This window comes from Marinococcus sp. LNHM3E3-2.2, assembly GCF_056034385.1.
Genome location: NZ_JBQLIC010000003.1, coordinates 336,352 through 350,281, shown reverse-complemented (window position 1 = coordinate 350,281; position 13,930 = coordinate 336,352). Strand labels below are relative to the sequence as shown.

Here is a 13,930-nt window from a genome sequence, read left to right as displayed (position 1 = left end):
CAGTTGAAGCATTTGCCGCAGTTTTTCTAAAATACGAAAAAAGACCCGGATACCATCCGGGCCTCTGGGACATTGCTATTCACTTTTTTCTACGGCATGGCCGCCGAAGCCTTTACGGAGGGCAGCCACCACTTTGCCATTAAAGGTATCGGTTTCCTGCGAACGGTAGCGCATCATGAGCGAGAGCGCAATGACCGGAGTTGTTGCCTCGTATTCGAGCGCGGACTCCACGCTCCACTTGCCTTCGCCGGACGAATGCATCACGCCGCGGATCTCGTCGAGTCTCGCATCGCCGCGGAAGGCTTCCTCCATCAGCTCCATCAGCCAGCCGCGGATGACCGAGCCGTTGTTCCAGACGCGGGCGACCTGCTCGTAGTCATAGTCGAACGGACCCTTTTCAAGCAGTTCAAATCCTTCGCCCATCGCGGCCATCATGCCGTACTCGATGCCGTTATGCACCATTTTCAAGTAGTGGGCGCTGCCGCCTTCCCCAGTATAGTGGTAGCCGTTTTCCACCGACAGGTCTTCCATCAGCGGCTCGAGCACCGGGAAGATGTCCTTGCGTCCACCGATCATCAGGCAGGCACCGTTTCTTGCACCGGAAATGCCGCCGCTTGTACCGACGTCGAAAAAGTGGACGCCCCTTGCTTCAAGTGCTTCATAATGAGCCAGTGTCCGCTTGTAATGGGAGTTGCCGGCATCGATTAAAATGTCACCTTCATCAAGGTACGATGCCGTTTCGGTAAGCACCTGATCGGTCGCATCCCCGGCCGGCACCATCACCCAGATGATGCGCGGCTTCGGAAGCTGATCCACCAGCTCCTGCAGGGAGGCGGCTGTGCTTCCTCCGTCACCCTTAAAGCTTTCGCGAAATTCTTCGGACAGGTCATAGGCAACAACGTCGTGATTTTTGTCAAGCATCTGCAGGCCGATATTATACCCCATTTTTCCTAACCCAATAATTCCTGCTTTCATGTTCTCCACTCCTCTTTTCTATTTATACGAAGATACTTAAAATCAGTGCCACACCAAAGCCAACAAAACCGATAATTGTTTCCATAACGGTCCATGTCTGGAGCGTTTGTTTTTCATTCAGGCCGAAGTACCTGCTGACCAGCCAGAACCCGGAGTCGTTCACGTGGGAGAAGGCTGTGGCACCGGAAGCAATTGTAATAACAAGCAGACCGAGCATTGCCTCGCTGACGTCATATGTCTCAAGCAGCGGCGCTACAAGGCCGGCAGCTGTTACCATCGCAACGGTCGCAGAGCCCTGGGCTACACGGACAAGAACAGCTGTGATAAAGGCAAAGACAAGAATTGGCATGTTCGCGTTTTCCATCGCGTTTGCGAGTACATCGCCAACGCCTGACTGGATCAGCATTTCACCGAATACACCACCGGCACCGGTAACAAGAATGATAATACCGGCCGGCTCAAGGGCTTTCGTCGTAATCTGCTGTACTTCCTGCTTCGAGTAGCCCCGGCGGATACCGAACACATAAAATGTTAAAAGTGCTGCAACAGTTAGTGCAAAGAATGGATCCCCGATAAAGGAAAGTATTTCATATGCTGTACTGTCTTCTGCGAGGAAAACCCCGGATCCTGTGTTAAGCAGAATCAGCACAAGCGGGAGAAGGATGATAGCGAGAACGCTGCGGAAGCTTGGCAGCTCGCGGTCGTACTCGACGTTTCTCATCTGCTCCATCATGTATTCCGGAACACCGATGTCGATTTTTTTCGCCATGTATTTACCGAACAATGGACCAGCAATGGCTACTGCCGGAAGGCCGGCAATTGTACCAAACAGAATGACCCAGCCGAGATCCGCGCCGATGATCGAAGCAACCGAAATCGGTCCCGGCGTTGGCGGAATAAAGCTGTGCGTCACGGCAAGACCAGCTACAAGCGGAATACCGTAGTATACGAGTGATTTTTTCGTTTTACGGACAAGACTGTACACAATTGGAATTAAAATAACAAGTGCAACGTCTAAAAAGACGGGAATCGAAACGATAAAGCCTGTAAGTGCAAGTGCCCAGCTGACGTTCTTTTCTCCAAATTTATCAACAAGTGTCAGTGCCAGACGTTCTGCGCCCCCGGACACCCGGAGCATTTCCCCAAACATGGCCCCAAGGCCGATCACGACGGCAATAAATCCGAGGGTGCCGCCCATCCCTTCTTCGATGGTCGTTATAATTTCACTTGGCGGCATGCCGACGGCAATACCGACGAGGAAGCTGACGAGAAGCAGGGCGATAAAGGCCTGCAGCTTCGTCTTCATAACTAAAAATAACAGTGCAACAATTGCTAATACGGCTACAATAATGAGCCACGGTGCTGAAGTCGTCATAGTATTTCTCCTTTTTCAGTTGATAGTGTGCGTTTGCCTTCTGCGTGTGCACGCTGCACGTCGGCAATCGCGGAAAATTCAGATTGAAGATTGCGTGCAAGCCGGAGGAAAATCGGCTTCAAGTCCCGGTATGCTGTCACATTATCCATAATTGGGGACTGCCGTGTTTCGATCGGGATCAGCTCGTGAATCGTATCCAGGCTGTCCTTTTGCCCGGTAGCTGTCATGGCGAGCCACGCGGCGCCGAAGCAGGCACTCTGGTGGCTGTCCGGAACGACAATGTCGCTTTCGAATATGTCGGCCATCATCTGCTTCCAAAGCTCCGAACGGGCAAAGCCGCCGTTGGCACGGAATTCTTTAATGTTGATACCGGCCTCAATCAACGCCACTACTACAGCGTACATCTGCATCATGACGCCTTCCATAACGCTCCGGACCATCTGTTCGCGCCCGTGGTGCAGCGTCAGGCCGAAAAATACGCCCTTCGTATCGCTGTTCCAGAACGGGGCGCGTTCACCAGTCATGTACGGAAGAAACAGCAGACCGTCGGAACCAGGCATCACGCTTTCTGCCATTTCCGTCAGCACGTCGTAAGGATCTGTACCATTTTTGCGGCATTCTTCCTTTAGATCCGGCATGATTTTGTCCCGCATCCAGCGAAGCGCTATACCGCCGTTGTTGATCGGACCGCCGATCACCCACAGGTCATCGGTCAGTGCGTAGCAGAATATTCGTCCCTTCGGATCCGTGTACGGCCGGTCGATGACCGTGCGTATCGCTCCGCTTGTACCGATCGAGCAGGCAACCACGCCTTCCTCAAGCGCCCCGGAGCCGACGTTTGCAAGCACTCCGTCGCTTGCCCCAATGACGACTGTTGTCGTTTCCTGTAAATGCAGCCGCTTACAAACATCTTTGTTTAAGTCACTGCGCTTGTACGTCGTACTCACCGGCCGGGACAAATGATTTTCCGTAATACCGGCAAGAGCCAGCGCTCTGTCGTCCCACTCTTTTTTATGAATATTGAAAAGGCCTGAAGCGGAAGCGATGGAGTAATCAACGATGTATTCCCCGAACCATTTATGAAAAAGAAATTCCTTCACCGAAATCCATTTCGCTGCCTTTGCGGCAATTTCTTCCCGGTGCTTCTGGAACCACATAACTTTTGTCAGCGGTGCCATTGGATGGATCGGTGTGCCGGTCCGTTCAAAAATGTCCTGCCCGTTTTCGGCTTTTACTGTTTCAGTTTCGTGCACCGACCGCTGATCCGCCCAGGTGAGTGCCTGTGTGAGCGGCTCACCGTTTTCATCTACAGCGAGTATGCTGTGCATCGCTGCACTGAAGCCAATCGTTCCAATATGTTTTCCTTCTTTAGCGACGTCTTCGACGACGTTTTTCAGCGTCTGTTCGACGGCGCGAAGAATTTCGTAGGGGTCCTGCTCCTTCCAGGCCGGGTCCGGAGAATAAATTGGATATTCAAGCTCCCGTTCCGCCCAGATCTTTCCGTCTGTATCGTACGCCAGCGTTTTTGTGCTCGTTGTGCCTATGTCCACGCCGGCTGTAAGTGACTCAGCCATAACATTTACTCCCTCGCTTTCGCTAACGCTTTCAATTGATGAAAATATTTTTCTCAATTCGTTATTATACGTGAAATAAAATTCTATGCAAGCGTTTTAAGAAAATTTTTTTCGTGCATTTTAATAGCTAAGTGAAATTTATTCCTTTATGATAAAGGTAAGACTTTTTTCTCCGGAGGGATACTCATGGCTACCGAAACGACTCACGTCCGCCAGCGGATCCAATCGCTGTACAACAGTTTTAGTGATAAAGAAAAGCAAATCGCCGACTATATGCTGCAAAATCCCGAAACCATCGTCCATTCGACCATCAATCAGGTAGCCGACCAGCTTTCCCTGGCAGACGCCACCGTGTTCCGTTTCTGCAAGCGGCTCGGCTTTAAAGGCTACCAGGCGATGAAAATCGCGCTCGCTTCTGACATTATCGAACCGATCGAAGACATTCATGAAACGATCCAGGAAAGCGACACCGAAGCAGAGATTATGTCCAAGGTTTTTCAAAGCAATAAAAATGCGCTCACCTACACCCAGGAGGTGCTTGATGAAAACACTGTCCGCCAGGCGGTCGAGTACCTGCTTGAAGCATCAGAGCTCCATTTTTATGGAAGCGGCGGCTCCGGCGTCACTGCGCAGGACGGCCAGCACAAGTTTATGCGCACGGGACTTCCTAGCCACGCATATACTGATGCCCACTGGCAGGTCATGGCCGCCTCCCAGCTGAAGCCAGACGACGTAGCGATTGTAATTTCGCACTCGGGGGCCAATGAAGACGTCCTCGAAGCGATGGATGTGGCAAAAGAACAGGGCGCACGCATTATCGCGATTACAAGCTATGCCAAAACGCCGATCAGCCAGAAGGCCGACCTGACGCTGCAGACTATTTCCCGCGAAACCGAATACCGCTCCGAAGCGCTCGCCTCCAGGCTTGCCGAGCTCTCGCTCCTCGACGGCCTGTATGTAAATTACTGCATCAAGAAGAAAGACCAGGCACAGGAAGCTGTGGCTAAAATGCGTAAAGCCGTCGCAAGAAAAAAGGTGTAGGAAAAGCGGAGAGCGTTCGGTCACCACCCGGGACGGCTCGCCGTTTTCAGTCGGCTTGAGACGAAGTCGCAAACGAACTGAAAATGCGAATGGACCCGGGCGGTAACGCTCAGAGCTGGACAGCAGGAAAAGCGGAGCCACCCTTGTTGGAAGGAAGTTCGATGAAAGACGTCACTTTCGTGACAACATCGAACTGACCTGCTACGCAGGCCCCAGACGGCTGGCGTAATCCTGGCTGGAAGCGTCGAAAGACGGTGAAGTCAGGATGCAGCCAATGGACTGGACAGCTGGGTGGCGAAGCTGGACAGCGAGAAAATCGGAGCCGCCCTTGCTGTAAGAAAGTTCGATGAAAGTCGACACTAACGGATGCAGACTTCAACCAAAAAGAGCCCGGCTTCTCCTTTGTTACAGGAAAAGCCGGGCTCTTTGTTTTACCCCGAGCGTTCGATTAATGCAGCATGATTATGTTTTGGACTGTTTACTTCGGTGCTTACGGGATACATCGTCATCCGGGAAGCGTCGAATGGCTGAAGCAGTGATTTTAACACTTGTTTATCGGTTTCATGCGGATCAAGCCAGGTTTTTCGTGCGGCTTCATCCAGAATCACCGGCATCCGGTGGTGAATACTCTTCATTAAGTCGTTGGCTTCGGTCGTAATGATCGTGCAGGACGTGATCGTTTCATCTTCGCCTTCCCACCTGTCCCACAGGCCGGCGAACGCAAACAACGCTTCGTTGTCGACCGTTATCCGGTACGGCTGCTTTGTCCCGCCTTCCCGGTCCCATTCATAGAACCCATCGGCAATAACCAGGCAGCGCCGGCGTTCAAGCAGGCGGCGGAACGCTGGCTTGGTATCAACGCTTTCCGCCCGGGCGTTGATCATTTTATGGCCGATTTTCTTATCATCTGCCCAGGATGGAATCAGCCCCCACTGCAGCCAGCCGGCTTTCGTCTGTTCAGTAGAGGAGGCCACCGCCAGCACTTTCTGTGACGGCGCTACGTTGTAGCTTTCCTCCCCTTCCGGAAATGCTGCGCCGAAGGCTCGTTCCAACGCCTCTTTAGAATGAACGAGCGTGTATCTTCCACACATCACGGGATACCTCCTTTTACAGCTTATGTACCCAAAAAACGAGCTTTCTACTTAAAAAAATTACTATTACGCAAATCCCAACCGGCTATTACAAAGCATACGACGGCATAGAGGCTTAAAAATCCTCCCAGAATACCGTACGATGCCCCCTCAAACCCCCGGATATGCATATAGCCGTAATAAAAAAGCGAAATAGCTGCGGCCATAAGTGCAATTCCCGGCAGCAGCTTTACCCAGAGCGCCCATCCCTTCAGCACAAACAGCAGCGTAAAAAGGACAGCTATAACTCCTGGAAGTATAGATGTTGTGAATGGTCCACTGATCATGATATCTCTCCCACGGTTCCCCACCATTAATAAAATCCAGGCAAATCTTCATGCCCCCGCACTTCTCTCCTAATAAAGTAACACAATCTGCCACCAGATATCCTGTTTCAGGCAGTAAGCTTCATGAAAATTTAATTTTAACGAAGGCCTGTTCTTTACCCGAAGATCTGTGAAGCAATAGCGTACAAGGTCCCGTTCCTGGAGCCTAACTTTCCGGGATGCCGCACCATCATATGCGGTTCGCTCTGTTTTTCAAAGCCGTACTTCCCAAGCATTTTCGTTATAATGCTGCTTTCTGCGGTAAGATCAATCCGGACCTTCACCGGATGCGCTTCAATCAGCTGTTCAACTAATGCAGCTGCTCCTCTTTCATCCGGAGCTGTGACCGGGCCAATCAGCAGCTGCCCTTCATGCCAGATCGACAGACCAAAGCCTACCGGCTGATTGTTTCCGTTTATTAATACAAGAGAACGATATGCCTGAACAAACCGGTGGCGTAAAAAAGCTTCCCGGTCTTCCCCAAACGCTTCACGGTCCAGCTCCTGTATGCTTCCCCAATCGGAGGATTCGTGCATTCTTATATTTTTCGGCAGAATAGTGCTGTTTGTATTCAACGTTTGGCCCGGGGCGGTATATTTGTACACCAGGCCTGCTTCTTCAAACCCAAACTCTCGGTACAACGGTTTCCCTTCTTTAGTGGCAAACAGCATCACACTGGCTTTCTCCGGCACCAAATCCAAACACGCCTTCACTGCTTCCCGGGCCAGCCCCTGTCGCCGGTAAGCCTCCCGGACAATAACAAGACCGAGAGCCGCCGTTTCCCCGTATGGAATTACAGCCGAGCTGGAGACCACGGTGCCTTCCGGAGTTTTATGACCGTATACCGCTCCCGAAGCGAGCACCGCCTTCATTTCCGCTTCATCGTAGTCCCAGCCCACTTCCCGGGGTAGTTCTGCAAGTGCCGGAATATCGTTTTCCGTTAACCGGTGTATCGTAAGCTTCATCTGACATTGCTCCTTCCTAGCGTTTATAGTTTGCGCCGCAGGCTTTTCTCTATCCACAGCTGTTCTGCTTTCCATTTACGGTAAATATACATATCCTCCGCTGCGAGCACCGTATAAACCACTCCGTAAAACAAATACGTCCCCATTGTGAAATCAGCCGACAGCCAATGAATTATTGTTACTAAAAGAAGCAGGGCGCTGCCGAAGAAATCCTTCTTTAAGCGCCCTGCATATATCGATTTTTTGTTCGCAGCCTTTTGCTGCCTGCTATCCATTCTGTCACCTCTTTATGCTGCACGGGTGTCTGTTACAGTTTCACCATATTTTTTCCATTGCTTTTTGCCTCATACAGAGCCTGATCCGCTTTGTGCATCATGTCCTCCCGGCGGCGGTGAATAGCCGGAACGACAACGTTTACGCCAATGCTGACCGTCACCTTCGGGCTCACTCTCGATGTTTCATGGCGGATATTCAATTTGTCTACTTCGTCGCTGATTGCGTGGGCAATGGCCCTGGCTTCTTTATTGTTTGTTTTCGGAAGCAGAAGGGCAAACTCTTCTCCCCCAAAACGGGAGGCCATTCCGCCGGAACGCATGCACACCCCGTGTATAGCCCCGGCGATCTGCTTAAGGCATTCATCACCCTCGAGGTGTCCGTACGTGTCATTAAAGTTTTTAAATTCGTCCAGATCAATCATCATCACCGCAAGCGGGGACTGGCGTTCCATGCCTTCACTCCAGTATCGGTCAAAGGCATCATTAAACGCCCGCCGGTTGGACAGGCCCGTCAGGCCGTCCACGTTCGCGAGACGTTCAAGCTTGCGGACGTTCGCATTCTGCTTGGAACGATCCCGGATAATCCCTATCATGCCAATAATACGTTTATACATAAAAACCGGGCTTGCCATCACTTCCAGCTCCATAAGCGATCCGTCCTGCCTTCGCAGGTTTACTTCAAAGTGCTGGGAGTTTCCTTTCATGACCCGGTCCATATATTTTTCCACCAACGCATGATCCGTAAAATTCAATTCCTTCATCGAAAGGCCGATTACTGTGTCACGTTCCTTGTTCAGCATTTCAAGCAGTTTTTCGTTTACTTCAATGACGCTCCCCTGGTCATTCAAAAGAAACACCGGGGAAAGCGGCTGATCGAACAAAGCATGATAATAATTCCGCTGTACCCGCTGCTCCACGCTGCGCCGGAATAAGATCCAAAGCACGAGCCCCAGGATAACTACGCCCGTAAGCAGTCTTGTAATCAGTCCCTCTCTTTCAAGCGGCGCGCCCAAAAAAAGCACATCATAAAAATTCACGAGCATAAATACCGGAACCAAAACAAGCATCGACAGAGCGACACGCTTCGCCACTTCCTGGGTTTTAATCTGCGCTATTTCTTTATGCTTCATTTTATCCCCCGCTCTGCTTAGGAACGCTCTCTATTTTGCGAATATTTAAGTACGTATACGGTAGTTTCATAGTGTTGACTAATTTTATCACATGTCTTAAGTTTTAGGTATATGTAATCAATAAAGAATATGAATTTCCTTCATCCGCAATCATCTTTTATTGTACGTATTTTATCATGAAATGCTTAAATCATATGCATTTTCAATCAAAAACAGTGATTAATACCCTTCATAACCAATTTCATCCGCGCATAAACCTGTGCATTGTCATGAGAATGTTCCTAGAAGGTCAACAAATAAAAAACTACCCGCTTTGAGGGCAGTTTTCAATAAAAACTGAGGAGCTTAAATTAAACAACATCTTGTTTTAATTTCAATCAAATGTAAGAATGGCTTTTCTTACTTTATTAGGATGGTTTTCCAATTGTTCGAACGCTTTTTGGACATCTTGAAAATCAAAGCTGTGAGAAACCATTGACTCTACATCTAATTCTCCTTGATTAATATGTCCGATAATTTCAGGAAATTTATTGGATTGTAATCTAGAACCAACGATCATCAATTCTTTTTTTGTGATGTCCAGTGAAGTAATAGAGGAGGGAGATTGATTAAATCCTAAAGTAACTACCCGCCCCGCAATTGAAGCCATAGAGACTGCTTGTTCAAAAGTTTTTTCTGTTCCTACCGCATCGATAACCACATTTGCCATTTTTTCATTAGTTTCTCGACTCACCTGGCTATAAACATCAGGGTCATCAGTCGGGTTTATTGCAGCGTCTGCTCCTACGGAAGAAGCGTAATTCAACCTCTCTTCGTTTAAGTCAACTATAATAACCCGCGCTCCTTTTAATTTAGCTAAAAGAAGGCAGCTTATGCCTGTCGGTCCGGCCCCCATGATCAGTACAGTGTCCCCTGTTTTAACACTGCCTCTCATAGTAGCTTGTGCTCCTATAGTTAAAGGTTCTGTTAGAACTGCATTGCTCCAGGATATACTTGCTTCTAATTTATGCCAATTTTTTTCAGGGGCAGACATAAATTCTCTCATTCCACCATCTCTATGAACTCCGTAGACTTCTAGACTCTCACAGACGTTTGGTTGACCTTGTTTACATGCATAGCAATTTCCACAGCTCTGAATTGGTTCTAAAGATACTTTGTCCCCGCTCCTTAAAGATGTAACATTTTCTCCAACTTCTGTTACCTGACCTACTACTTCATGGCCAATTATACGGGGATATACAGTAAAGGGATTACTACCGTGATAAATATGCATATCTGAACCACAGATTCCAGCTGCATAGACTTTCACTATAACATCATTCTCATCTTTTATTTGAGGCGCGTCTGTTTCTATTATATTTAATTGTCCTGGTTCAGAAACTTGAATTGCTTTCATATTTTACTTCCTTTCCATTCTTCAAATAAATTTAGCAAAATAAACACATCAGACGGTTACGCTGTTATTAATATTCTTCTTCTGCACCTTCAACAAATTACTTAAACTATGACGCGCTTCGATGTTCTTGGATAAAAGAATGATTAGTTTTATTTAGTGGAATATTTTTAATAATTTAAAGCCTCAACTAAGCTGTTGGCAGCCTGAATAACATCTTCTTCGTTATCAAAATAAAGACTGCTTCCTGCACTGACGGCTACTGCTCCGTTTTGGACCCAGTCTTTTATATTATGCTGACTAACTCCGCCAGAAGGCATCAATTGTGCTTGTGGCACCGGGCCATTCATTGTTTTTATGAAAGAAGGTGATGCCATATTTCCTGGAAAAACCTTTATAATATCCGCTCCAGATTGAAGGGCTTCAATAATTTCTGTTGAGGTATAGCAACCAGGAATATAAGGAATTTGATACAAATTACATATCTTCGCTATATCCTGAGAAAAATGGGGCGAAACAATAAATGCTGCCCCTGCCAGTATGGCCAACCGTGCCGTTGTAGGCTCTAATACTGTTCCGGCACCCACTACAGCTTCCGAACTATAATGTATCGATAATTCTTCAATTAATTTATCAGCCTGGGGCACTGTGAAAGTTATTTCAAGTAGTTCTATACCTCCTTTTCTAGCACCAGTTGCAATCATTTTAGCTTCTTCTTTAGTGTCGCCGCGAACGACTGCTACTATTTTCTTTTCTTCTAGTTCTCTTAGTGTCTGCCACTTCTTCATTGGTAATTGCTCCTTTTAAACTCCAGAGTAGGCCATGAAACCGCCATCCACAGGCACAGTTATTCCTGTAACAAATCTTGAATATGAAGGATCTGCCAACCATAATACTGTTCCAGTAAGATCATCCGGCTGCCCAAATCGTTCCATTGGGGTGTGATTGATTATTTTTGTTGAGCGTTCGGTCAACTGGTCGTTTTCATCCAATAGCATTTTTCTATTTTGTTTTGTTAAAAAGAAACCTGGAGCTACAGCATTACAACGAATGTTATGCTTTGCCATGTGCACTGCCAGCCACTGGGTGAAATTTTCAATGCCGGCTTTTGCAGCACTATAGGAAAGAACTTTAGTCATTGGGCTGGGTGCGCTCATTGAAGAGATATTAATAACTGTGCTTTCTTCTTCATGAATCATATGCTTTAAGAAAACTTGTGTAGAAAGCACTGATCCCGAGAAATTCAGATCATGCACATGATTCATGCCTTCTTCCGAAATATCGAAAAAAGAGTTCACTTCCGGGTCATGGACATCTTCCCAACGAAAAGCCTCATTAGTAGTAACGGCTTCGGGATGATTTCCTCCAGCCCCATTAATTAAAATATGATACTGTTCATAATGTTCCTGGATTTTTTCATTAACAGCTTCAATATCATTTTTCTTAGTAACATCACAGGCAAAGGCAATTGCTTCTCCTCCATCTGCAATAATTCTATCGGCTACCTTTTGAGCGTTATCTTGTTTTCTACTGAGCACCACGACCTTGACGCCCTGAGCGCCTAATGTTTCTGCCATTTGGCCACATAAAACACCGCCACCACCCGTAACAATAGCAACTTTTCCTTGTAATGATTTATGACTCAATTACATCTTCTCCTTTCGTTTTTGATCCCAGATTCCAAGCATATACATAATCCCTAAAGCACGATCATACAATCCATAACCAGGCCTTCCCTCTTCATTCCATATATGCCGTCCGTGGTCTGGACGAATACATCCTTTGTAATTAATCTCATAGTAGGCATTCATAATATCCGTAATCGGAACAGACCCGTCCTCTTCACGGTGAGAAGATTCAATAAAGTCCCCATTTTCGTAACGATAGACGTTCCGGACATGCGCAAAATGGATTCTATCCTGAAATGCGTAAATCATTGAGGGCACATCGTTTTCTTTATTTGCCCCTAAAGCTCCACTGCATAAAGTTAAACCATTGTGTTCCTCGTCCACTAATGATAGAACCCTTTGCAATTGTTCTTTATTCGAAACAATTCTAGGAAGATTAAACACAGACCATGGCGGATCGTCAGGGTGGATAGCCAGACGAACATCATGTTCTTTGCAAACGGGAATAACTCTTTCTAAAAAATATTGCAAATTGGAGAACAGATCATCTTCAGTGACATTTTCATACTGCTGTATGGTTTGTTCTATTTTACTCAATCTTTCCGGTTCCCAACCCGGCATAGTAAATTCGGGGTTTTGCAGCACCCTTTCGATAATATCCTGAGGAGTGGCATCATTCAGAAGATCTTTTTCATAAAACAATGCAGTTGATCCATCCGCCATCTTTTTAGCTAAATCGGTGCGAATCCAGTCGAACACTGGCATAAAGTTGTAGCAAATTACTTTTACACCTGATTCGCCCAAGTTTTTTATTGTTTCAATATAGTTAGCAATGTATTCTTCTCTTGTTGGCAAACCTAATTTAATATCTTCATGAACATTTACACTTTCTACAACTTCCGCCTTAAAACCATAGGATTCAATCAATTGTATTTCGCTTTGTATTTCTTCTTTCTCCCATACTTCCCCTGCCGGTTTATGGTGAAGTGCCCAAACAATCTGTTTGGCCCCAGGTATCTGCCTGATGTTTGATAACTCTACATTGTCATTTCCCTCGCCGTACCAACGAAATCCAATATCCATTTCAGCTTCCTCCTTTAACGATTGATATCGCTGCCATTTTGGTTATCTAAAAAAGCTCCAACATCTTCTTTGCTTAAGCAAAATGCGTCACCTGGAACTGTGTGTGCTAACACTCCTACAGCTACTGCAAATTTTATTATTTCATACATACTTGACGTTTCTGTCGCGGCTTCCAGAAGCTGGTGAAGTACTCCAGCAGCAAATGCGTCGCCTCCGCCAATCCGATCATGGATGGAAATATCATAAATTGGCGCTTCAGCACGTTCACCTGAAGAATGTAAAAGCATACCGGATAATCGATGCTGCATATTGGTGACTGGGTAACGCTTCGAAGAAGCAAGCCAAGTAAGTTCATAGTCTTTCATAAATGTTAAATACATCTCCTCTTGGTGCTCTACATTGTTAGAGGAATTATAATTTAAAATATGCGTAAGATCCTTTACACCAACGAAGCATATATCAACCATAGGTAAAAAATCTTCAAAAGCTTCCTTCGCCTCTTCTACGCTCCAAAGCTTGCTGCGATAGTTAAAATCAAAACTAATTTTCACACCATTTTCTTTTGCTTTTTGTGCAAAAGTATATGCTGTATTGCGAGCTTCCTGGCTAATGGCCAGAGTAATTCCAGAAATGTGTAAAATAGCACAATCTTTAAACCATTCATTACTTATCGAAAGTGAAGGATTCCATTGCGAAAAAGAAGAATAAGCTCTGTCATATGTTATTTTCGAAGGACGTTCTGCTGTGCCTCTTTCAACAAAATATGTTCCTATCCTTTCACCCTCACGTTGAATAGCGTTAGTTTTCACTCCTTCTTTCTGCAAGTAAGCTAACGCTGCGTCTCCTAAAGAATTATCTGGAAGTGCTGTGATCACTTCCGTGTCTGTTCCCAGATTACTTAAAGCCACAGCAACGTTAATTTCAGCCCCACCATAGAAAGTTTCTAAAGATGAATGTTGTTTTATTGTTTCTACCCCGGGAGGAGAAAAGCGCATCATCATTTCCCCAAGGGTCATTATCTTTTTCATGTTAGTT

Annotated in this window: 14 protein-coding genes; 1 reads left to right on the top strand and 13 read right to left on the bottom strand. The window is 46.7% G+C overall.

All coding sequences use genetic code 11. The features are described from left to right. Nucleotides 1-75: 75 nt before the first annotated feature. Genes gnd through ACTRXF_RS06700 form a run of 3 tightly spaced genes read right to left on the bottom strand, consistent with a single transcriptional unit; the run spans nucleotide 76 to nucleotide 3,924 of the window. On the bottom strand, nucleotides 76-975 hold the full coding sequence (gene gnd / locus ACTRXF_RS06710) for a phosphogluconate dehydrogenase (NAD(+)-dependent, decarboxylating) (RefSeq protein WP_474278342.1): 900 nt from the start codon (nucleotides 973-975) through the stop codon (nucleotides 76-78). A gap of 22 nt (nucleotides 976-997) precedes the next feature. Next, complete coding sequence (locus tag ACTRXF_RS06705) at nucleotides 998-2,350, bottom strand: GntP family permease (RefSeq protein WP_474263099.1); 1,353 nt, start codon at nucleotides 2,348-2,350, stop codon at nucleotides 998-1,000. Next, on the bottom strand, nucleotides 2,347-3,924 hold the full coding sequence (locus ACTRXF_RS06700) for a gluconokinase (RefSeq protein WP_474278340.1): 1,578 nt from the start codon (nucleotides 3,922-3,924) through the stop codon (nucleotides 2,347-2,349). Before ACTRXF_RS06700 ends, ACTRXF_RS06705 begins: the two co-directional genes overlap by 4 nt. A 186-nt stretch (nucleotides 3,925-4,110) precedes the next feature. Here ACTRXF_RS06700 and ACTRXF_RS06695 point away from each other — a divergent pair, with 186 nt between their 5' ends. Beyond that, nucleotides 4,111-4,965, top strand: a complete 855-nt coding sequence (locus ACTRXF_RS06695; RefSeq protein WP_474263103.1) for a MurR/RpiR family transcriptional regulator — start codon at nucleotides 4,111-4,113, stop codon at nucleotides 4,963-4,965. A gap of 431 nt (nucleotides 4,966-5,396) precedes the next feature. On the opposite strand, the gene ACTRXF_RS06690 is transcribed toward ACTRXF_RS06695, so the two are convergent. The 10 genes from ACTRXF_RS06690 to ACTRXF_RS06645 form a co-directional block, all read right to left on the bottom strand. Beyond that, a complete protein-coding gene (locus ACTRXF_RS06690; protein WP_474278338.1) occupies nucleotides 5,397-6,056 on the bottom strand; it encodes an SOS response-associated peptidase in 660 nt (219 codons plus the stop codon). Nucleotides 6,057-6,103: 47 nt separating this feature from the next. Further along, nucleotides 6,104-6,382 carry a hypothetical protein gene (locus tag ACTRXF_RS06685; protein WP_474278336.1) on the bottom strand — a complete coding sequence of 93 codons (279 nt, stop codon included), beginning with the start codon at nucleotides 6,380-6,382 and terminating at the stop codon, nucleotides 6,104-6,106. Between the two features lie 155 nt (nucleotides 6,383-6,537). Continuing rightward, entirely contained in the window at nucleotides 6,538-7,386 is an 849-nt protein-coding gene (locus ACTRXF_RS06680) for a GNAT family N-acetyltransferase (protein WP_474278334.1), read from the bottom strand. A gap of 23 nt (nucleotides 7,387-7,409) precedes the next feature. Beyond that, nucleotides 7,410-7,661, bottom strand: a complete 252-nt coding sequence (locus ACTRXF_RS06675) for a hypothetical protein (RefSeq protein ID WP_474278332.1) — start codon at nucleotides 7,659-7,661, stop codon at nucleotides 7,410-7,412. A gap of 32 nt (nucleotides 7,662-7,693) precedes the next feature. Beyond that, nucleotides 7,694-8,791 carry a GGDEF domain-containing protein gene (locus ACTRXF_RS06670; RefSeq protein ID WP_474278330.1) on the bottom strand — a complete coding sequence of 366 codons (1,098 nt, stop codon included), beginning with the start codon at nucleotides 8,789-8,791 and terminating at the stop codon, nucleotides 7,694-7,696. A gap of 373 nt (nucleotides 8,792-9,164) precedes the next feature. After that, entirely contained in the window at nucleotides 9,165-10,187 is a 1,023-nt protein-coding gene (locus ACTRXF_RS06665) for a zinc-binding alcohol dehydrogenase family protein (protein ID WP_474278328.1), read from the bottom strand. A gap of 167 nt (nucleotides 10,188-10,354) precedes the next feature. Further along, entirely contained in the window at nucleotides 10,355-10,972 is a 618-nt protein-coding gene (locus tag ACTRXF_RS06660) for a bifunctional 2-keto-4-hydroxyglutarate aldolase/2-keto-3-deoxy-6-phosphogluconate aldolase (protein WP_474263117.1), read from the bottom strand. Between the two features lie 15 nt (nucleotides 10,973-10,987). Continuing rightward, nucleotides 10,988-11,830 (bottom strand): SDR family oxidoreductase, encoded by an 843-nt coding sequence (locus tag ACTRXF_RS06655; RefSeq protein ID WP_474263119.1) that lies wholly within the window; start codon nucleotides 11,828-11,830, stop codon nucleotides 10,988-10,990. Then, entirely contained in the window at nucleotides 11,831-12,895 is a 1,065-nt protein-coding gene (gene uxuA / locus ACTRXF_RS06650) for a mannonate dehydratase (protein ID WP_474278326.1), read from the bottom strand. It abuts the gene before it with no gap. A gap of 14 nt (nucleotides 12,896-12,909) precedes the next feature. Beyond that, entirely contained in the window at nucleotides 12,910-13,923 is a 1,014-nt protein-coding gene (locus tag ACTRXF_RS06645; protein WP_474263123.1) for a sugar kinase, read from the bottom strand. Nucleotides 13,924-13,930: the final 7 nt, after the last annotated feature.

Coding starts and splice junctions, on each gene's coding strand:
- gnd (WP_474278342.1), bottom strand. CDS start 975: ATGAAAGCAGGAATTATTGGGTTAGGAAAAATGGGGTATAATATCGGC.
- ACTRXF_RS06705 (WP_474263099.1), bottom strand. CDS start 2,350: ATGACGACTTCAGCACCGTGGCTCATTATTGTAGCCGTATTAGCAATT.
- ACTRXF_RS06700 (WP_474278340.1), bottom strand. CDS start 3,924: ATGGCTGAGTCACTTACAGCCGGCGTGGACATAGGCACAACGAGCACA.
- ACTRXF_RS06695 (WP_474263103.1), top strand. CDS start 4,111: ATGGCTACCGAAACGACTCACGTCCGCCAGCGGATCCAATCGCTGTAC.
- ACTRXF_RS06690 (WP_474278338.1), bottom strand. CDS start 6,056: ATGTGTGGAAGATACACGCTCGTTCATTCTAAAGAGGCGTTGGAACGA.
- ACTRXF_RS06685 (WP_474278336.1), bottom strand. CDS start 6,382: ATGATCAGTGGACCATTCACAACATCTATACTTCCAGGAGTTATAGCT.
- ACTRXF_RS06680 (WP_474278334.1), bottom strand. CDS start 7,386: ATGAAGCTTACGATACACCGGTTAACGGAAAACGATATTCCGGCACTT.
- ACTRXF_RS06675 (WP_474278332.1), bottom strand. CDS start 7,661: ATGGATAGCAGGCAGCAAAAGGCTGCGAACAAAAAATCGATATATGCA.
- ACTRXF_RS06670 (WP_474278330.1), bottom strand. CDS start 8,791: ATGAAGCATAAAGAAATAGCGCAGATTAAAACCCAGGAAGTGGCGAAG.
- ACTRXF_RS06665 (WP_474278328.1), bottom strand. CDS start 10,187: ATGAAAGCAATTCAAGTTTCTGAACCAGGACAATTAAATATAATAGAA.
- ACTRXF_RS06660 (WP_474263117.1), bottom strand. CDS start 10,972: ATGAAGAAGTGGCAGACACTAAGAGAACTAGAAGAAAAGAAAATAGTA.
- uxuA (WP_474278326.1), bottom strand. CDS start 12,895: ATGGATATTGGATTTCGTTGGTACGGCGAGGGAAATGACAATGTAGAG.
- ACTRXF_RS06645 (WP_474263123.1), bottom strand. CDS start 13,923: ATGAAAAAGATAATGACCCTTGGGGAAATGATGATGCGCTTTTCTCCT.